Annotated in this window: 20 protein-coding genes; 4 read left to right on the top strand and 16 right to left on the bottom strand. The window is 46.4% G+C overall.

What is annotated here, in order from left to right; genetic code table 11:
* Positions 1-87: 87 nt before the first annotated feature.
* The 9 genes from BLW49_RS16285 to BLW49_RS16325 form a co-directional block, all read right to left on the bottom strand.
* Entirely contained in the window at positions 88-1,701 is a 1,614-nt protein-coding gene (locus BLW49_RS16285) for a gamma-glutamyltransferase family protein (RefSeq protein ID WP_076314678.1), read from the bottom strand.
* A gap of 27 nt (positions 1,702-1,728) precedes the next feature.
* Positions 1,729-2,742, bottom strand: coding sequence for an ABC transporter ATP-binding protein (locus tag BLW49_RS16290; protein WP_076314679.1), 1,014 nt, complete (start codon positions 2,740-2,742; stop codon positions 1,729-1,731).
* Position 2,743: 1 nt separating this feature from the next.
* A complete protein-coding gene (locus BLW49_RS16295) occupies positions 2,744-3,712 on the bottom strand; it encodes an ABC transporter ATP-binding protein (RefSeq protein WP_047911558.1) in 969 nt (322 codons plus the stop codon).
* A gap of 19 nt (positions 3,713-3,731) precedes the next feature.
* Positions 3,732-4,562 carry an ABC transporter permease gene (locus BLW49_RS16300; RefSeq protein ID WP_076314680.1) on the bottom strand — a complete coding sequence of 277 codons (831 nt, stop codon included), beginning with the start codon at positions 4,560-4,562 and terminating at the stop codon, positions 3,732-3,734.
* 4 nt (positions 4,563-4,566) lie between these two features.
* A complete protein-coding gene (locus BLW49_RS16305; protein ID WP_090725592.1) occupies positions 4,567-5,517 on the bottom strand; it encodes an ABC transporter permease in 951 nt (316 codons plus the stop codon).
* A 176-nt stretch (positions 5,518-5,693) separates the two neighbouring features.
* A complete protein-coding gene (locus tag BLW49_RS16310) occupies positions 5,694-7,253 on the bottom strand; it encodes an ABC transporter substrate-binding protein (protein ID WP_090725593.1) in 1,560 nt (519 codons plus the stop codon).
* A 112-nt stretch (positions 7,254-7,365) separates the two neighbouring features.
* Positions 7,366-7,845 carry an Lrp/AsnC family transcriptional regulator gene (locus BLW49_RS16315; RefSeq protein ID WP_256209789.1) on the bottom strand — a complete coding sequence of 160 codons (480 nt, stop codon included), beginning with the start codon at positions 7,843-7,845 and terminating at the stop codon, positions 7,366-7,368.
* A gap of 425 nt (positions 7,846-8,270) precedes the next feature.
* Positions 8,271-9,404 (bottom strand): metallophosphoesterase, encoded by a 1,134-nt coding sequence (locus BLW49_RS16320; RefSeq protein WP_256209790.1) that lies wholly within the window; start codon positions 9,402-9,404, stop codon positions 8,271-8,273.
* Between the two features lie 77 nt (positions 9,405-9,481).
* Positions 9,482-10,684, bottom strand: coding sequence for a chromate transporter (locus tag BLW49_RS16325; RefSeq protein WP_090725595.1), 1,203 nt, complete (start codon positions 10,682-10,684; stop codon positions 9,482-9,484).
* A gap of 252 nt (positions 10,685-10,936) precedes the next feature.
* Between BLW49_RS16325 and BLW49_RS16330 the strand changes: the two genes are divergently transcribed.
* Complete coding sequence (locus BLW49_RS16330; protein ID WP_090725597.1) at positions 10,937-11,569, top strand: NAD(P)-dependent oxidoreductase; 633 nt, start codon at positions 10,937-10,939, stop codon at positions 11,567-11,569.
* A gap of 180 nt (positions 11,570-11,749) precedes the next feature.
* Positions 11,750-12,178, top strand: a complete 429-nt coding sequence (locus tag BLW49_RS16335) for an Rrf2 family transcriptional regulator (RefSeq protein ID WP_076314685.1) — start codon at positions 11,750-11,752, stop codon at positions 12,176-12,178.
* A 55-nt stretch (positions 12,179-12,233) separates the two neighbouring features.
* Here BLW49_RS16335 and BLW49_RS16340 read toward each other — a convergent pair whose 3' ends face one another.
* Together BLW49_RS16340 and BLW49_RS16350 are read right to left on the bottom strand one after the other, a co-directional pair.
* Positions 12,234-12,695, bottom strand: coding sequence for an Lrp/AsnC family transcriptional regulator (locus tag BLW49_RS16340; protein ID WP_076314686.1), 462 nt, complete (start codon positions 12,693-12,695; stop codon positions 12,234-12,236).
* A 354-nt stretch (positions 12,696-13,049) separates the two neighbouring features.
* On the bottom strand, positions 13,050-13,949 hold the full coding sequence (locus tag BLW49_RS16350; protein WP_090725600.1) for an SDR family oxidoreductase: 900 nt from the start codon (positions 13,947-13,949) through the stop codon (positions 13,050-13,052).
* 263 nt (positions 13,950-14,212) lie between these two features.
* Between BLW49_RS16350 and BLW49_RS16355 the strand changes: the two genes are divergently transcribed.
* On the top strand, positions 14,213-14,563 hold the full coding sequence (locus tag BLW49_RS16355) for a DUF485 domain-containing protein (RefSeq protein ID WP_076314688.1): 351 nt from the start codon (positions 14,213-14,215) through the stop codon (positions 14,561-14,563).
* Entirely contained in the window at positions 14,560-16,110 is a 1,551-nt protein-coding gene (locus BLW49_RS16360) for a solute symporter family protein (protein ID WP_076314689.1), read from the top strand. The genes BLW49_RS16355 and BLW49_RS16360 overlap by 4 nt, the downstream gene beginning before the upstream one ends.
* A 146-nt stretch (positions 16,111-16,256) precedes the next feature.
* On the opposite strand, the gene BLW49_RS16365 is transcribed toward BLW49_RS16360, so the two are convergent.
* The 5 genes from BLW49_RS16365 to BLW49_RS16385 form a co-directional block, all read right to left on the bottom strand.
* Entirely contained in the window at positions 16,257-16,643 is a 387-nt protein-coding gene (locus BLW49_RS16365; RefSeq protein WP_090725602.1) for a WapI family immunity protein, read from the bottom strand.
* Between the two features lie 27 nt (positions 16,644-16,670).
* A complete protein-coding gene (locus tag BLW49_RS16370; RefSeq protein WP_090725603.1) occupies positions 16,671-17,051 on the bottom strand; it encodes a hypothetical protein in 381 nt (126 codons plus the stop codon).
* 53 nt (positions 17,052-17,104) lie between these two features.
* Positions 17,105-17,773 (bottom strand): hypothetical protein, encoded by a 669-nt coding sequence (locus BLW49_RS16375; protein WP_090725605.1) that lies wholly within the window; start codon positions 17,771-17,773, stop codon positions 17,105-17,107.
* A 25-nt stretch (positions 17,774-17,798) separates the two neighbouring features.
* Positions 17,799-18,284 carry a diadenosine tetraphosphatase gene (locus tag BLW49_RS16380; protein ID WP_143042126.1) on the bottom strand — a complete coding sequence of 162 codons (486 nt, stop codon included), beginning with the start codon at positions 18,282-18,284 and terminating at the stop codon, positions 17,799-17,801.
* A gap of 213 nt (positions 18,285-18,497) precedes the next feature.
* Positions 18,498-18,857: a hypothetical protein gene (locus tag BLW49_RS16385; RefSeq protein ID WP_256209791.1), complete on the bottom strand. Its 360-nt coding sequence runs from the start codon at positions 18,855-18,857 to the stop codon at positions 18,498-18,500.
* Positions 18,858-18,889 lie beyond the last annotated feature (32 nt).

Raw genomic sequence — 18,889 nt, forward strand, 5'->3', positions numbered from 1 at the left:
TTGCCCGCCAAAAAAACCTTAACCGAATGAAATACTCATTCAGTTAAGGTTCATATATGTTCATTATATATAATAGAAGAAAAAATATTACCAGGCTGCAATGGTACCATCTGTACGGTAATCCGTACCTCCTACCAGCACCCCATTCTCGTTGTCCCGTACAATAATCTGTCCGCGGCCAAAGCCGCCTGTACTGTTCGCCCGCCTTATGTCATGACCTTTTCTGGACAGGCTGAGTGCAATATGATCCGGGAAGTTCGGCTCGACTTCCACTGTCTTGCCTTCAATCCACTGCCAGCGAGGTGCATCCAGTGCAGACTGCGGGTTCAGATTAAAGTCAATCATGTTCATCACAACCTGCATATGACCCTGTGGCTGCATGAATCCACCCATAACACCAAATGGTCCGACCGGCTTGCCATCCTTGGTCAAGAAGCCCGGAATAATGGTATGGTAGGATTTCTTACCGCCTTCGAGCCGGTTGGCATGCGTCTCATCCAGCGAGAAGGAATGTCCGCGGTTTTGCAGCCCGATTCCTGTACCGGGAACGACCACTCCAGAACCGAAGCCCATGTAATTGCTCTGAATAAAGGAGATCATATTCCCTTCACCGTCGGCAGCTGCCAGATATACTGTGCCGCTTCTGGCCGGATTACCCGGTTCCGGCTGGATCGCCTCTTCGCCGATCAGTGCTCTTCTCTCTTCCGCGTACGCATCAGACAGAAGCTCTTCCACGGTCACATTCATTTTGTCAGGCTGAGTGATGTATTTGAGCCCATCCGTAAAGGCCAGCTTCATCGCCTCCATCTGTAGATGGTGGGTATCCACCGTATCACGAGCGGCGAACTCATCCTTCTTCAGCATGTTCAGTGCAAGCAAAGCGACAAGCCCCTGACCGTTCGGCGGAATTTCCCATACGTCATAGCCTTTATAATTTACAGAGATCGGATCTACCCATTCCGGATAATAAGCTGCCAAGTCCTCTTTGCGCAGGAATCCGCCATGCTCGCGGGAGAAGGCATCGATCTGATCAGCAATTTCTCCGCGATAGAAGGACTCTGCTCCTGTCTCCGCAATAGCACGAAGGGTCTTCGCATGTCCCGGTGATTTCCAGATCTCTCCGATCTTCGGAGCTCTTCCTTCCGGTGCAAAGGTTTCGAACCATCCGGCAAATTCAGGACCGTCCAGCTTCTCCTTGAACTTGTTATAGGCCAGATTCCAGTAATAACCCAACGTGGGTGTCAGCGGAAATCCATTCTCCGCATAGTCGATAGCAGGCTGAAGCACTTCCGCAAGTGGAAGCTTGCCGAAGCGGTCAGATAACGCCTTCCAAGCGGATGGCGCACCAGGGACGGTAACAGGAAGCCAGCCATATGTTGGCATCTTGTCATGTCCTTGCTCCTTCACGGACTCAATGGAAATACCTGCGGGTGAAGGTCCACTCGCATTCAAGCCGTGGAGCTCGCCTTTCGTCCAAACGATGGCAAATGCATCTCCGCCGATTCCATTCGAAGTCGGTTCAACGACGGTAAGACAGGCTGCTGTTGCTATAGCTGCATCAATCGCATTGCCTCCGCGCTTCAGAATGTCGAGCCCTGCCTGTGCGGCAAGTGGCTGTGAGGTAGCCACCATTCCGTTCTTTGCGTAGGTCGCATTGCGCTGGGATGTATATGGGTAAGATAATGGGTCGAACGTCTTCATGGATGATTTCCCCCTTGATAGATTGAACTAGTGCACAACACCTTGTGACTCCTTGGCCCGCAGACTCTCGAGTATTTGCTCTGCATAATGGCAGGACACCTGATGTCCGTCGCCAATATCTCTTAGCTGCGGCGCTGTCGTCTTACACTCTTCTGTCGCAAAGCGGCAGCGCGGATGGAACGTGCAGCCTGACGGTGGATTTGCCGGACTCGGCAAGTCGCCTGTCAGCAGGATGCGCTCTCTCTTCAGTCTTGGATTCGCCTGCGGCACCGCAGACAAGAGTGCCTGGGTATAAGGATGACTTGGATTCGCAAACAAACTCCGCTTATCCGCAATCTCTACAATCCGGCCGAGATACATCACGGCAACCCGATCGCACAAATGCTTAACGACAGACAGATCATGAGAGATAAACATCAATGTAAGGTCGAAATCCTGTTTCAAATTCTTGAGCAGATTCAATACCTGTGATTGAATTGAAACGTCCAGGGCAGATACCGGCTCATCGGCAATAATGAGTTTCGGATTCAGCACAAGTGCGCGGGCAATCCCGATCCGCTGGCGCTGCCCGCCGGAGAAGTCATGCGGATGACGATCCAGGTGCTCCCTTTTCAAGCCGACGATCTCGATGATCTTCTCCACCATCTCGTTCCGTTCCTTCGTTGTACCGATCTTGTGAACCGCTAGGGATTCAAGCAAAATCTTACGGATCGTCTTCCGCGGATTAAGCGAGGCGAATGGGTCCTGGAATACCATCTGGATATCGCGTCTTGTCTTACGCATCTCCTCTTTGCCCAGCTTCGCGAGGTCCTTGCCGCCGAAGATCACTTCCCCTTCTGTCGGCTCGTTCAATCTCATAATTGTTCTGCCCGTGGTTGATTTACCGCACCCGGATTCACCTACGATACCAAGGGTTTCACCGGGATAGACTTCCAGATCAATGCCATCGACGGCGCGGACATGTCCGACCACTTTATTGAAGGCTCCGGCATGAATCGGAAAATGCTGCTTCAGACCTTTCACACGTAGTATTGGTTCCATCTTACTCATCCCCTTCCGCGTACAGCCAGCAGCGGCATTTCTGTCCGTCCAGCTTAAACAGTGAAGGCTCCTGCTCCTGACAGATCGGCATCACCTTGCTGCATCTTGGAGCAAAACGGCAGCCCTTCGGCATCTCATGTGCCAGCGGAACCGAACCCGGAATCGTCTCCAGGAACTCCACCTCTTCTGACAGCTCAGGAATCGAGTTCATCAGCCCCACCGTATACGGATGCTTCGGATTCTCGAACAGCTCGAATTTCTCGGCTTCTTCCACGACCTGTCCCGCATACATCACGATAACCCGGTCGCACATCTCTGCTACGACACCGAGATCATGTGTAATCAGCATAATAGACGTATTCGTCTCTTCCTTCACTTTCTGCATAAGCTCCAAGATCTGTGCCTGAATCGTTACATCCAGCGCAGTGGTCGGCTCATCGGCGATAATCAGCTTCGGCTCACAAGACATGGCCATAGCGATCATCACCCGCTGCCGCATACCGCCGGAGAGCTGATGCGGATACTCTCCGTAAATTTCTCCCGCACGCGGCATGCCGACCGCCTTCAGCATTTCGATGGCCCGCTCCTTCGCTTCCTTCTTCGATACCTTCCGGTGCAGCAGGACGGCTTCCTCGATCTGATGACCGACGGTTTGAAGGGGATTCAGCGATGTCATCGGCTCCTGAAAAATCATCGCGATATCGTTACCCCGGATTTTCTGCATTTGTTTCTCCGAAATATCCAGAAGGTTGTTTCCTTTGAATAAGATTTGTCCCTCTGAGGCTCCATTCCCTGCCAGAAGCCGCATGATGGACAAGCTGGTCACGCTCTTGCCGCAGCCAGATTCACCCACGACGCCGAGCGTTTCTCCTTCTTTTATGGAGAAGTCCACGCCATCAACGACCGCGACTTGTCCATAATCAGTCTTAAACCGCGTTCTTAGCTGTTGTACATCTAATATAGTTGTCATGGTTTACGGACCCCCCTTTCTATTTCCTTGCGCGCGGATTCAGGAACTGCTGCAATCCATCACCAAGCAAGTTAAATCCAAGTACAACGACGAAGATCGCCAGACCCGGATACAATGTTGCGTAAGGCGCTACACTCATCAGGCTCTGTGCCTGATTCAGCATGCTTCCCCAAGACGGCGTCGGCGGCTGCACACCCAGTCCCAGATAAGACAGGGAAGCTTCAGCCAGGATTCCACTCGCCATCGTCAAGGTCGCCTGAATAATGATGGGACCCAGTGCATTCGGCAAAATATGACCGAAGATAATACGTCCGTCTTTCGCCCCCACGGATTTGGCTGCATGCACATACTCCATGTTACGGAGACTAAGCACCTGTCCTCTCGTAATCCGTACAAAGGTAGGCGCAAAGCCGATACCGATGGCCAGCATCGCATTACCGAAGCCGGCTCCAAGAACCGCCGAGAGTGCGAGTGCCAGAATGAGAAACGGAAAGGCTTGAAACGAATCGACAATCCGCATCACGACCCACTCATCCCAGAACCCCCGGTAATAACCGGTGAGCAGTCCAATCGGTACCCCGATGCAGACGGCAATGGCTACAGACATCAAGGCTGCTTTAATAGAAATCTGTGCTCCGTATACGACACGGGAGAAGATATCCCGGCCCAGATCATCCGTACCGAACAGATGCTCACTGCTTGGCTCTTGCAGAATCTTGTTATAATCCTGCATATTCGGATCATATGGAGCAATAGAGCTTGCAAATACAGCCGTTATAATAAGGACAAGAATAATGAGTGTTCCTAGGACACCAAGTCCGGATTTAAAGAACTTTTTGAACTTTTTCATCCGTCTATGCCCCCTTACCTGATTTGATACGAGGATCAATGACCGCATAGAGCAGATCCACGATGATGTTGATCACGACGACGAGAAGCGCCGATACGAGAATCGCGCCCTGTACCGTTACATAGTCACGTTTGAACACAGATTCTACGATCAGTCGGCCGAAGCCGGGGATCGAGAAGATGGACTCGGTGATGACTAGACCGCCGATGAGTCCAGCTATAAGAATACCGGAGCTTGTCACGACAGGGATCAAGGCATTTCTCAGCACGTGCTTGAATATCGTTGCCCATTCATTGAGCCCTTTGGCCTTGGCCGTACGGACAAAATCCATATTAACGACCTCAACGAGTGAGGAACGAAGCATCCGCATCAGTTCAGCCGATTCTCTAAGTCCTGTTGCAATACAAGGAAGAATAAGTGCTAATAAATTGGCCTTCCAGTCCACGGAAAAAGGAACGTATCCCGATGAAGGAAGCCAGTTGTTTTCTACGGTAAAATAAATAATGAGCATCATGGCGAGCCAGAAACTCGGAATACTCATGCCGCCAAGCGCTCCAAATGAACTGAGATAGTCAAGCCAAGTGTTACGTTTAACTGCGGCAAGAATCCCCGCGGGTACTGCGATCAGCAGCGCAACGATAAAGCTTCCGATCGTCAGCTGTATCGTGGCAGGCAGCCGCTGTGCGATGAGTTCACTTACGGGTACATGGTCTGTAATCGATGTCCCCAAATCTCCCTGAAGCACATTGCCAAGCCATGTAAAATACTGCTGTACAATCGGCTTGTCGAGGCCAAGCTCGGCTCTCAAGCTCGCGAGCGCCTCCGGTGTAGCCTCTTGACCCAGAATGACTCGGGCAGGATCGCCCGGTATGAGATGGATCAAGGAGAACGTCATGATCGACACCAAGAACAGAATGGGGATCGCGAGTAAAATACGCTTTAATACAAACATCATGAGCTCTCTCTCCCAATTTTGTTTATTTGACAAAAATCCATTATCAATGACACAAGAAAGCGAAATTTGAATTTCGCTTTCTTGTTGTGTTAGAGTGTTATTTTGCAGACTGAGAAAGGGATTATAGGCTTTAGAGGTGAGATGCTAAACATCCTATATTCCTTTTCTCTCCACTGTTATTGAATATCCAGGTTCGCTGTACGAATGATGCCGTCAGGAATGTAGGTAAAGCCCTGTACTTTGTTTGATACACCGAATTTATCGTAGTTATGATAGATGTAGACATAGCTTCCGTTCTCATGAACGATATCCATCGCCTGCTGGTACAGCTCTGCACGCTTCGCTGTGTCCTGCTCCGCACGAGCGGCAATCAATACTTCATCAAGCTCAGGCTCAGAAATACGGCCTTGGTTGTTCGGCATGCCCGTTACCAGGAAGTCATACACGTTCTGATCCGGGTCGATCCGGCCAGACCAGCCCAGTTGCATCGCTTCGAAGTTACCGCTGTCGCCATTCTCCAGCATCGTACCGTACTCGACTTTCTCAAGCTCAACGTTGATCTTGTGTGTCTTCAGCATGTTCTGGATGACGGCACCGAACTGCTCATTCTCTGTCGTTGTAGAAATTTGCATTTTGAAGCTGAAGCCATCCGGCTTTCCGCCTTTTTCAAGCAGCTCTTGAACTTTGGCTGCATCTACTGCAGGAGACTTGTCCTGCTCTTCGTTGTAAGCAAGGCTGCCTGGTGCAAATGGTGTATGTGCCGGTGCACCGTATCCGTCGAACAATACTTTGACAATCGCTTCCCGATCAAGAGCCAGATCAACAGCCTGACGCAGATATTTGTTCTGCAGATCGCCTACGGTGTTATTCAAATGAATCCCCTGGAAGCCCATGTTTGCTTGGGCAACGACCGTCAGGTTCGGGTCACTTTCTACGGTTGGAATTTCTTTCACCGGAATCTCATCAATAATATCGACAACGCCGGAGCGAAGGTTCTGTACCGCCGCACTCGTGTTCGTGAACACTTTGTAGTTCACTTCGTCGATCTTCACTTCATTCTTCCAATAGTTCTCATTCTTCTTCAAAGTCACGTGGTCACCGCTGACCTGCTCAACGAAGGCATATGGACCCGTTCCTACCGGATTCTTAACATAGTTATCGCCATGCTTCTCAACCGCTGCCGGAGATACCATCATGCCGGAACGATCAGATAATACCGACAAGAATGGAGCAAATGGCTCCTTAAGTGTAATCACTACCGTTAACTCATCTGTTGCTTCAACCGTATCAATGGGGTTCAACTCGCTGATCCGCTTCGAGCCTTCCTGCTTATAGCGCTCAAGGTTGAATTTAACCGCCTCTGCATTAAACTCACTTCCATCCTGGAAAGTGATACCGTCATGAAGCGTTAAAGTATACGTAAGACCATCTTCAGAAACCGTATATTCCGATACGAGCATCGGTACCACTTCGCCGTCCGCATTTACATCAAACAGCTTGTCATAAATACTGTTCTGTACTTGGCGGTCATATAGCGAAGAGGATGACATTGGGTCAAGACTTGGAGGATCCGCCTTCAGACCAATGTTAAGCACTTTTTGTCCTGTAGTAGAGCTGCCGGCACCACCTGCATCTGTTGCTGTTTCTCCGCCACCGCCGCCGCCGCATGCAGTTAGCACAAGCAAGCTGCTTAGCACTGCGGATGATAAGAGTTTGTTCATTTTTTTCGTAAACATCTTCATGACCTCACTTTTCTATAGAATAAATTTATAACCAATCCCCTAATTAGGGACAGATCGGAATGAATAACGTGCATAAATATGCACTGAGGGTTAAAAAGATGAAGCTCTAGCGAACGAACTTCAACTTCGATTTGAGAACCTTGAGCTCCATGATGACATTGGTACGAGTAATGCCTTTGACTTTATTCAGCTTTTTCATTAAAAATTCGGAGAATTCATCGGTGTCCTTCGTGAACACTTGAAGCATCAGCTGATATTCACCGGTAATCAGAAGCATCAGCCTGACCTCAGGCATATCGTGAAGTGCTTCTGTGACTTCCTCCATCATTTGATCCTCTACAGCGATAAAGATCAGTGTTTCGGTTCGGATACCGGCTTTTACCGGATTGACGATCCCTACTAAGCTCAGGACACCTTCATCCTGCATCTGCTGGACCCGCAGCCGAACTGTCTTCTCTGTAACGTTTAACTCCTTGGCAATTTGGGTAAAGGGTATACGGGCATTCTCTTGCAGAAATCCAACAATACCGCGATCCAGATCATCAAGACCGGAGTACATTGCCCGCTGATGTTCTTCTTCAGTCACATTAGGGCTCCTTTTTCGACTCGTTTTTTCACTACATTTCCTAATTACATATAGTTTTAGATATTTTTGAGTCTATTTACGATACTTTTTTAGTGAATAGGTACGAATTTAGTTTTTCTGATAGTAAAGCAGGATGGATTTAAAATCAAGCCTTTTTCCAACAAAAATCGACATTTTTAACATAGACTAAATTTATTAGATAAATAAAAATAATTTATCACTTCTATTATCTATATAATTCACTGATTTCCTCTCTCAAGCTCGTTTTATTAGTTTATTAGGTTAAAGTATTATCGCATTGCACCTTTTACATAACGATGTGATGTAGATGTTAATTTCTTCTTTTATTTGGAAAGCAGTAAAAAACACAGGCATCATGAATATCATGACACCTGCGTCTTAATGATAAGGTATAAGTAAATCCATTAACCTTCTAATTTCAGCTCAATCTGAATGATTTCGGAACGGCTGGCAATTCGAATGGGTGGTCCCCAGGAACCGAAGCCGGACGACACAATCACATGCATTTTATCCTTCAGCATATAACCCCAGTCCAGCTCAAACAATCGCTTGGTAATCCAGTGGTTGGGTGCAAATTGTCCTCGGTGGGTGTGTCCGCACAGCAGCAGATCGGCCCCCGCTTCAGCAGCCTTCTCAAAAGCATACGGCTGATGATCCAGCAGAATAATCGGCCGTTCATGATTCAGCGGCTCCAGCAGCTCGGCTACAGGGAGGCGTTTCTTCGGATCCGTCTTCTCCGCAGTAAGATCCTTTCTTCCGGCAATCTGAAGGGCTCCTCCCGCCGTCGTTACCGTCTCATCCTGCAGAACTCGAATGCCGAGCAGCCCCATTTCTTCTACATACTGATCAACGTGTCCGCCATAATACTCATGATTGCCGAGAACAGCATACACTCCATGCTTCGCCTTCAGCTTCTTCATTCCTTCTGACATCTTGTTCCTGAGGAATGGCTCGATTGAATCGTCCAGCACATCTCCGGCAAGCAGAATAAGATCCGGCTTCATTTCATTCATAATGGATACGAGTCTGCCGAGGTGACGATTTCCAACGATGTTGCCTAAATGGATATCCGAAGCAACGGCAATGCGGTACGTTCCAGGCTGACCTCCTGGTTTCTTTTTGTGAATAGAAATCTCATGCTGCCGTACAATAGGACTCCATGCGTTATAGGAACCTGCGACAAGGAACAGAACAAGCAGTCCCGCTACCAGCCAGCCGATAACCGGGATATATACTGCCGATTCTACCCCTGCCAAATGGCTGATCCAGCCGGCAATGTCCGCAATGGGGAGAACGATGATGAAGAACTCCAGCAGCGCGAAATAAAATGAACCCAGTACTTTAATGAACCGCCCTGCATGTCCAAGCCATTTGATCCGACCAATTCCATAGCCAAGTGCAACAATGATCATAATGAGACCCAGCCATAACGGAGAAACTGCCTCAAAATACTGCGTAAGGAACAGATAAATGTTCCAGCCGATATACGTATTGATCCCTGCAAAAGCGACCACAAAGAGCAAAAGATTAATAACCATTCGTCCCGTAATCCTCATCCTGATCTCAAGGCTCCTTTATCCCATAATTCGATGTATAACAATCTATTTTGATTGTATTATACCGATGGATACAAAGCCATTCCACTAAATAATCCGAGCAGCACGATGATCCATGGCGGCAGCTTCCACCAGACCAGCATGACAAACAGGACGAGCGCAAGTACGAAATCATATGGACCGCGGACAGCTGAGGTAAATACCGGATCATAAAAGGCGGCAAGCAATAGTCCGACAACGGCGGCATTCACGCCTTTCAGCGCACCTTGTATTCCATTTCTCCCTCTAAGCTGCTGCCAAAAAGGAATCGCTCCCATAATCAGCAAGGCACCTGGGAGAAATATGGCTACGGTGAATATTACCGCGCCGAGTGCGCCCTCCATAATGGTTCCCAGATAAGAAGCAAACGTAAAGAGCGGCCCTGGAACTGCCTGAGTAAGTCCATAACCTGCCAGGAAGAAGTCAGCATCAATCAATCCTGGCGGAACCAGCTCTCTCTCCAGCATGGGAAGAACGACATGCCCTCCGCCGAATACGAGAGCACCCGCTCGGTAGAAGCTGTCAAAATAAGCGATCCAGGATGAGCCGGTCATTTCACTCAGTAGTGGCAATCCAAAGAGGAGTAGAAAGAATAGCACAAGACAGGAGATACCGAATCCTTTTCCAATCGGAACGTTCTCCACTGATGTGATGCTTTTCTCTTGTGCCCCCCGATACAAGTAGATGCCTGTAATTCCTGCGGCAATAATGAGTAGAACCTGCGTGATAGCGGAAGGCCATATTACGACCAGGACACAGGCAAGCACGGCAATAGTCATTCTACTCCGATCCGGTGCAAGGCTTTTTCCCATATTCCAGACGGCATGTGCCACAATCGCTACAGCAACAATCTTAAGTCCATGCATCCAGCCGATCTCGACGATGCCAGCCTGCTGCAATAAGGAAGCCGCAATAAACAAGGCAATGACAGAAGGCAGCGTAAAACCAAGCCAAGCTATAATCCCGCCGAGTACACCCGCCCTCATCATGCCTACACCCATTCCAACCTGGCTGCTGGCCGGACCCGGCAGGAAGTGGCTTAACGCAACCAGATCTGCGTAGGTACGTTCATCAATCCATTTTCTCCGCATGACATATTCATTGTGAAAGTAGCCGAGGTGAGCAACCGGACCTCCAAATGAAGTGAGTCCGAGCTTTAATGCGGTTGTAAAGACCTCCCATAGTCGTGCTCCCAAGCCCGATATATGAATCTCCTCCTTCATGATCTAATCCTACATTTAAAGTCGTACCGCTTCGGGTAAGCTCTACGTAAATGATGAAGCTCTGAGCAAGCCGTAGACAGTATAACAGTGAAGTATTCGGGCAATGTTAAATTGCAGTTATTGAAGTTGTTGACAACAACTTACACTTGTAACTATAATGATTACATGTTATTGTAACTTATATAGTTACAGGTTTATATACAAATCATTACTAATCCCAAGAACAAACCCATTATTGGAGGAGAATGAAATATGAACATTGGAGTTATTGGAGCAAGCGGCAAGGCAGGAAGACTCATTGCAAAGGAAGCCGCAAGCCGTGGTCATAACGTCACCGCCATTGTCCGTGATGCAAGTAAAGTCTCAGAATTTCCTGTGATAGAGAAAGACGTGTTTCAAATTACAAAAGAAGACCTTCAGGGCCTGGACGTCATCGTTAACGCTTTTGGCGCAGCTCCAGGGCAAGAGCATCTTCATGTGGAAGCAGGGCAGGCTCTTATTCGCCTGCTAAGCAATACCCATATTCGTCTTATTGTAGTCGGAGGTGCAGGCAGCCTCTACGTAGATGAACAGAAAACAACGCAACTTGTCGATACACCCGATTTTCCGGATGCTTACAAGCCAACCGCTAGCAATCAAGCGAGAAACCTTGAGGACCTGAAAGCATCCGAAGGTGTAGACTGGACCTTTATCAGCCCTGCTGCATTCTTTGATCCAGAAGGTGCAAGAACCGGTTCTTATCAAATAGGACAAGACAACCTGATCCTAAACAGCCAGGGCAACAGCTATATCAGTTATGCGGATTATGCAGTAGCGCTCGTGGATGAGATTGAAGCGGCCAAGCATAAGCAGAAGCGTTTTACAGTCGTAGCTGAACAAAGCTAATGACTCTATATAATGAAGAATGGAGATGCCGTTCCTAAGGCTTCTCCATTTTTTTGTATAATGAACTGAATCCATATCGTCCTTTAAAATCCTAAGTTATGAAATGACTAGTACGGCTTGCTGTTATAATATACTCATGTATACTTCTTATATAAGATCGTACAAAGGAGTTATCCGTTTATGATTACCAGCCGATTCTCTGTAGGCATTCATATATTGACACTGCTGCACTACAATAAGGAAGGTGTAAATACATCCGAATTCATTGCTGCAAGCGTAGGAACGAATCCCGTCGTGATCCGCAGAATTATGGGGATGTTGAATAAAGCCGGACTTGTGGAGGTCAGACCCGGGGTCGCAGGTGCAAAGCTTAAAAAAGACATTTCCGATATTACGCTGCTAGATATCTATCACGCGGTTCACGCCGTCAACGAGAATGCCCTGTTCTCACTTCATGATTCCCCCAATCCCGCGTGCGAGGTAGGACGCAGCATTCAAGGGAGTATTGAGCCCATCTTTACTGCTGCACAAAGGGCTATGGAGGACCAGCTTGCACAGGTCAAGCTCCGTGATATCGTAAATGATGTAGCACAAAAAACAGTTCAATAAACGAAAGCATAAGCGAAAGGACAACCCAAATGATTGATTGGATTGTCCTTTTTGGTTAAGCCTCCGGCAGTAAAGGTGTATGCTGCTCAAGTGACGTATTCACTTTAACTTCTGAAAAAATAACATGCGTCAGCGTATTGGCATACGTCGATATCGCATCAATGAACTCCTCAATCTCATCCAGCTGGCTGACGGTAAGCAGCACCATATAGCATGACTTGCCTGCAATCCGGTAACAGGACAGCACCGTCGGATAACTCTCGATCAATGGCTTGAAGCGCTTATGGTCTCCGTGCTGCAGCGTCACTTCGATGAGGCAGTCCATCGTAAACCCAAGCTTCTTGCGATTGACCTGTATGGTATAGCCCTCAATGAGTCCCTGCTCCTCCATTCGTTTGACCCTCTCTGTTACCGAGGGTGCAGACAAATTAACCAGCCTTCCCAGCTCTCTCATAGACAGACGCGCATCCTTCTGAAGCTCGGTCAGGATAGACATGTCCACACGATCTATTTTCATTTGTAAATCAACCTCTCCTAATTCATTCCATTCATAAAGCATTACTCTACATATACCTTAATATTGATATGCCAATAATGCAATCCACCCGATAAAATAGATATCAAGAAAGGTTGTGATCCCTATGAAAGACAACGAGAAAAACCACTGCAGTCAACCTCAACAAAATTCCACACTACATAATCATGGTAAGCCGGCCGACAGCACCCTTGGAACAGAAACCAATACAACAGCCCAAGCTCCGTCAAAGTCCGAAAAAAACTGGATGTACTACTTCCATGAAATCCTGAAGGGTATAGCTATATTCAAGTAACAACGATTAAACTATATCGATTCGTCGTTTACACTCGAAGGCTAGGAGCCCACCATCGTCCCTCCGTTTACATGCAGAACCTGGCCTGTAACATAGCTGGAGTCGTCTGAGGCCAAATACACGTAAGTGGGTGCCAGCTCAAAGGGCTGACCTGCACGCTTCATCGGCGTATCTGCACCCAGCGTCTTGATATACTCTGCCGGATAGCTTGCTGGCTGGAGCGGGGTCCATATCGGACCCGGGGCAACCGCATTGACGCGAATGCCACAGCCGACCAGCTGCTCGGACAAGGACCGTGTGAAGGATACCATCGCTCCCTTGGTAGAGGAATAATCAAGCAGGAGCGGATTGCCTGCATAGGCCGTAACCGAGGTTGTCGAGATGATGGAGCTCCCCGGCTTCAAATACTTCAGTGCTTCCTGTGTCAGAAAAAAGCTGGGGTAAATGTTCGTCCGGAACGTATCATCCAGCTGCTGTGCCGTAATCGAAGTGATGCATTCCTGCGGGAATTGTACGGCCTGATTAATAACAAGAATATCCAGCCTGCCGAAGCAGTTCGCGGTTTCGTTCACGACTGCCCGGCAGTGTCCCTCATTTCTAAGATCGCCGGGAAGCAGAAGACAGCTCCCACCATAGGCCTCCACCATTCGTTTCGTATCTTCTGCATCTTGGTGTTCATCTAGATAAGGGATCGAGACGCTGGCACCTTCCTTGGCAAAAGCAATGGCCACCGCTCTGCCGATTCCACTATCTCCTCCTGTAATGATCGCAATCTTCCCTTTGAGCTTGCCGCTTCCTACATACCCTGGATTGTCCGCAATCGGCAGCGGGTTCATCACATACTCAAACCCGGGCTGGCGGTCCTGCTGCTGGGGCGGGAATGTAATGGGAACTTCTTCGCACTTCACTTCCTTGCCGTAGTATGGATACATCGGAATCATATATTAGCCTCCTGTTCAGCCGTTTTCATCTCGGGTGCATTATATGTGCCCATCTGCCCATTGGAAACTTGCTTTTTTTATGTAAAAAAGTTGTATTACCCTGCACAAGCCTGTAGTATAATAACATTGTTTTACAGAAAACCCTTTATTACCTTTGACAAAAAGGGGGTGAATGATTGGATTGAGTTATGAGTTCCGGAATTTGAGCTTTAAGCTTCACCAATTTAAAAGCGCTTACACTAATAGAATGCGAGGGATTGCATATGGAAAGTAACTTGCAGCAACGCGAGCCTGCCAAGGCAAAACGTACTCCCGAGGAATATTCTAACATTGCTAAGTCTGCTCATTTTCAACAACTGCTTCGAGACAAGAAACGCTTTATTATTCCCTTCACGATCTTTTTCTTCTGCTTCTATTTTGCTCTGCCAATCCTCACCTCCTACACGACGATTCTGAATACACCGCTCATCGGCAGCATTACCTGGGCTTGGGTACTGGCCTTCCTTCAATTTGTCATGACATGGGCTTTCTGCATGATCTACTACAGAAAAGCGTCCAAATTTGATCAGCTGTCCAATCGGATCATTGATGAGGAAAAGAGAGGTGACCTATGAATACAGCTGCTTTTATCATGTTTCTCGTTATCGTCGCCGCCACACTGCTCATCACGTACTGGGCTTCCAAGAAAACGACCTCCGCAAGCGACTTCTACACCGCTGGCGGAGGGCTGACCGGCTGGCAGAATGGACTCGCTATCGCCGGAGATTATATGTCGGCAGCCTCTTTTCTTGGCATTGCGGGTATGATTGCCCTGTCCGGATTTGATGGATTCTTCTACAGCATCGGCTTCCTCGTCGCTTATCTCGTCGTCCTGTTCCTGGTGGCTGAGCCGCTGCGGAATCTGGGCAAATATACGTTTGCCGACATGATCGCCGTTCGCTTCCATATGAAGAAGATTCGAGGCTTCGCCGCCTTCAATACGATTGCCATATCCATCTTCTATATGATTGCACAGCTGGTCGGAGCGGGTGCGCTGATCAAGCTGCTGCTCGGGATCGAATTTACAACCTCGGTCATAATTGTCGGCATTCTAATGACGGTATACGTTATTTTTGGCGGAATGCATGCTACCAGCTGGGTACAGATTGTTAAGGCCTTTCTGCTCATGGGCGGAACCTTCGTTATCTCGATCCTGGTACTCTACAAATTCGATTTCAGCATTACCGGCATGTTCTCACATATGACTACTGCCACGCCGCATAACGAGAACTTCTTGAATCCCGGAATTAAATACAAGGATGGGCTCGACACGCTGTCGCTGACAATGGGTCTTGTACTCGGAACGGCAGGACTCCCGCATATTTTGGTCCGCTTCTTCACCGTAAAAGACGCCAAAACAGCACGCAGCTCTGTCGTATATGCGACCTGGGTCATCGGTATCTTCTATGTTATGACGATCTTCCTTGGCTTCGGTGCTGCCGCATTCGTAGGCAATAGCGCCATCATCGCGCAGGATCAGGCAGGCAACATGGCCGCGCCCCTGCTGGCACAGGCGCTTGGCGGGGACATGATGTTTGCTTTCATTTCTGCTGTAGCCTTTGCCACGATTCTGGCGGTCGTTGCGGGTCTCGTGCTCACTGCGGCTACGGCGTTCTCACATGATTTTTATAATCAAATCTTACGCAAGGGACAGGCGACGGAGAAGGAGCAGATGAACATGGCTCGTTATGCTTCCATCGGAATCTCCATTCTGTCTATTCTGCTTGCGCTTGTCGCGCGAAATCTGAATGTCGCCTTTCTCGTCTCTCTTGCGTTTGCCGTCGCAGCCAGTGCTAATCTGCCGGTTATTTTATACACGATCTACTGGAAAAGATTCAACACCAACGGCGCCATCTGGGCCATGGTGGTTGGTCTTGTCACGTCGGTGGGCCTGGTGCTCGTCAGTCCGAACGTCATTCACCCGGAAGCGGGCAAGGCGATCTTTACTGGCGAACCCCTCTATCCGTTCTCTACACCAGGGCTGATCTCGATTCCGCTAGGCTTCCTCGCTGGTTATGTGGGAACACTGCTTTCCCGCAAGAAAACAATTGAGGAGGACGAGCAAGCAAGCTACGACGAGATTCTGGTGAGGTCCAATACTGGGCTGGATAATACGGTATAGCTAATTCATTATCTTAAATTCAGATGCTTGTATTTTCAGTCATGAAAAAACTGCACCTCTAATGGTAGATCGTACCTACCATTGGGGTGCAGTTTATTTTCAATGTCTATTCAAAGGGGGGCACATTGGATAATTCGAGGTATAAATCATTTCATAAAAGAAATGAAAGTATTTATAAGTCCATGAATGATGTATTGATCTGATACGAATTTGAATTTCATGGTATGTTCCTCGTGGCTGCCTCCAATTTGACCTGTAATGACTAACTGGCCTAACCGACTAACCTTAAATATTATATGTGCATCAGAATCATAATCGTCCAGAGTAATACTACCTAATAAATTTTCTTGCATTTCTCTTAATTTCTCAATTATCAGATTTATTCTTTCTTTTGAGATACAAAAGTTAGACTGACCGCTGAACTCCCCTGATTTTACTCTTATGCTCAAGGTGATATAATCTTCAACTGTATATAAATACTCTAAGCAAAGTAACTGACTATCATTAGATATAACTGCATCTATATCATTCATTTATTCTTCCGCCTTCAACTTTACTATTCAGGCTTTTATTAATTCATAATTTCGAGCTACAACCCAACCACTGAGCCCAAAGGATGATAGTATTTCATAGTAATTATAATTCTCTGTGACTAGTTTTTCTGATAATTCTTCAATGGTGTTATAATCCATCGGCCACGTAGAGTTCTTATATTTATCTAATACATCACGATGATCAATAACAAAATTAGAAATCTCTGATTTTTCAATATCAAGAATAATACTGTTTTCTAATTCAGTTTCAAACATATGGGCAAAAACATCAGAAAACACGACCTTAGTCAGCGATTCAGTTTGATAATCAAATGTGTTCATTATAATCGTACGATTCTTCAAACTAACTTCATAAGATATGATCTCATTATCATGGACACTTGTCATTTTCTTCATCTCCCGCTCTAAATCCCAAGTTAAACGAGCTTGTTAACATTATTCTAGTTAATAGAAACATTAGTTCTAATTCCTAAATCTGGACTTAATCTCATACAAAGTACTCCCTGTTCATCTATAAATAAAGCCTTCCAATCATAATTCTCTTGTTGGTCCAAATAAATCGATATTTCAACACATAGACTTGTTATTTTAGTTACATCTTTAAGATGAACGTCGTCCCATTTCAACATTAAATGCTCAAATAGAGAGCGATACTTATCTTCACTATATCCTACAGCTATTTTTCGTATTTCTTTTCTCATTGTATCTAATTTTAATTCCTGGAAGTGAACCCTACTTGATAAAAACCAATGTAATAAAATATCAGTAGGATTGGCATTAGTTATATACTCCTGATCATCTTCAAAAGCATAACCAAGTCCGTCCCATAATTTCATCAAATCAGACTTTGAAAAGATGAATTGATTTGCGTATTTATAATGCGCATTCATTGGTAGTAATAAGAGATACTCTTCCAAACATTTGATGCTATACAAATAATACGAATATTCTATTCCTGAGAAACCAAAATTCAGATCAAGCCCAAGAACATTATCTACAGAAGTTACTAAGCTATAAGAGGGACCCTCATAAATGATCTGTGACTCTACCTTTAAGGTTACTATTTGATCTGTACCCTCTCCGGTTATTTTGTAGGTGAAGCTATCCATTTTACCCTCCTGACTGGAATAACACTTAAGTATAGAACTTCATCAACTTCGAGGTAATCTCTTCAGGAACGATACAATTTTTAAATTGAAGTGATACTAAATTAGTAATGGCTTCATCCATCGTAAACCACAATTCTTTGTTATAGTCTTTTATCTCGTCACTGAAGCCTGCAACACAAATACCGTAACTCCTCTCTCCCCATATCGCCCATTTCATAGACGAAGACAGCCACACGACCACTTCTGAATTGGATACGATCGAGTCCGCAGGGCTGTCTATAGGACTCTCATTAAGCATATTCCAATATTCATCTGCTGTTGTTCCTTTATTAAGCGTACACCAGTTATACCGGGAGAACTCATTATAGTAGTAGTCTACAGGATGTGGGTCTAAGACAGCCATAATGACATAAGAGTCACCGAATGTATCGATTAGTCGCTTCAGTTCATCCCAAAAGTGATAACTCATTGCATAATCAAAATCAAGTACAGCTGTTTTTTGAAACGGCACTCTAAATACTTGGTTCGGTAGTCGCTGTCGTAAAATACTTTTGAAACGAAGTGTGACGCTTCTTCAAAAACGTTTGTATCTTTTATAAATTGGCTCAATTGGTAGCCCCCTGTCCTCGTCAAAAACACCCCTAATATATCTTCGGTTAAACCCAAGGGTTTTTCCAATATCTATTCTAAGGGGGAGTTTATCTTTCTTGTATTAAAAAATGACTTATTCCTTCAATACAATTAGATCTTTACTTAATATCTCAAGATCCAGAGGCGGCATAGAAATCTTACACTTGAAGTATTTTATTCCATTATAAATACAGTCCTGAAGCTCAATGTTCTGCAAAAAGTACGGGAGTTGATTCCTGGTTAGTTCACGAACAGGCTTCTCTTTATCATAATTTAATGCATGATTGTACTTTATTTGATAACAATTAGAGAATTTTAAAACGACCTCACGATCATCATCCTCATAAATTAGATCCAGTTCATCACCAAAAAAGCTAGTACTTAATCCTTTAACTCTCGCATCCCAATAGTGGGACTCTTCGATCTTCTTTAATAGTTGTTCTGCTTCCATCATGATTACCTCACTTTTTCTCAAGGTTCTATAAA

The organism is Paenibacillus sp. PDC88 (assembly GCF_900106725.1).
GTDB lineage: Bacteria > Bacillota > Bacilli > Paenibacillales > Paenibacillaceae > Paenibacillus > Paenibacillus shunpengii.

Excerpts from the sequence above, each read along its gene's own strand:
- BLW49_RS16285 (WP_076314678.1), bottom strand. The coding sequence starts at position 1,701 with ATGAAGACGTTCGACCCATTATCTTACCCATATACATCCCAGCGCAAT.
- BLW49_RS16290 (WP_076314679.1), bottom strand. The coding sequence starts at position 2,742 with ATGGAACCAATACTACGTGTGAAAGGTCTGAAGCAGCATTTTCCGATT.
- BLW49_RS16295 (WP_047911558.1), bottom strand. The coding sequence starts at position 3,712 with ATGACAACTATATTAGATGTACAACAGCTAAGAACGCGGTTTAAGACT.
- BLW49_RS16300 (WP_076314680.1), bottom strand. The coding sequence starts at position 4,562 with ATGAAAAAGTTCAAAAAGTTCTTTAAATCCGGACTTGGTGTCCTAGGA.
- BLW49_RS16305 (WP_090725592.1), bottom strand. The coding sequence starts at position 5,517 with ATGATGTTTGTATTAAAGCGTATTTTACTCGCGATCCCCATTCTGTTC.
- BLW49_RS16310 (WP_090725593.1), bottom strand. The coding sequence starts at position 7,253 with ATGTTTACGAAAAAAATGAACAAACTCTTATCATCCGCAGTGCTAAGC.
- BLW49_RS16320 (WP_256209790.1), bottom strand. The coding sequence starts at position 9,404 with ATGGTTATTAATCTTTTGCTCTTTGTGGTCGCTTTTGCAGGGATCAAT.
- BLW49_RS16325 (WP_090725595.1), bottom strand. The coding sequence starts at position 10,684 with ATGAAGGAGGAGATTCATATATCGGGCTTGGGAGCACGACTATGGGAG.
- BLW49_RS16330 (WP_090725597.1), top strand. The coding sequence starts at position 10,937 with ATGAACATTGGAGTTATTGGAGCAAGCGGCAAGGCAGGAAGACTCATT.
- BLW49_RS16335 (WP_076314685.1), top strand. The coding sequence starts at position 11,750 with ATGATTACCAGCCGATTCTCTGTAGGCATTCATATATTGACACTGCTG.
- BLW49_RS16340 (WP_076314686.1), bottom strand. The coding sequence starts at position 12,695 with ATGAAAATAGATCGTGTGGACATGTCTATCCTGACCGAGCTTCAGAAG.
- BLW49_RS16350 (WP_090725600.1), bottom strand. The coding sequence starts at position 13,949 with ATGATTCCGATGTATCCATACTACGGCAAGGAAGTGAAGTGCGAAGAA.
- BLW49_RS16355 (WP_076314688.1), top strand. The coding sequence starts at position 14,213 with ATGGAAAGTAACTTGCAGCAACGCGAGCCTGCCAAGGCAAAACGTACT.
- BLW49_RS16360 (WP_076314689.1), top strand. The coding sequence starts at position 14,560 with ATGAATACAGCTGCTTTTATCATGTTTCTCGTTATCGTCGCCGCCACA.
- BLW49_RS16365 (WP_090725602.1), bottom strand. The coding sequence starts at position 16,643 with ATGAATGATATAGATGCAGTTATATCTAATGATAGTCAGTTACTTTGC.
- BLW49_RS16370 (WP_090725603.1), bottom strand. The coding sequence starts at position 17,051 with ATGACAAGTGTCCATGATAATGAGATCATATCTTATGAAGTTAGTTTG.
- BLW49_RS16375 (WP_090725605.1), bottom strand. The coding sequence starts at position 17,773 with ATGGATAGCTTCACCTACAAAATAACCGGAGAGGGTACAGATCAAATA.
- BLW49_RS16385 (WP_256209791.1), bottom strand. The coding sequence starts at position 18,857 with ATGATGGAAGCAGAACAACTATTAAAGAAGATCGAAGAGTCCCACTAT.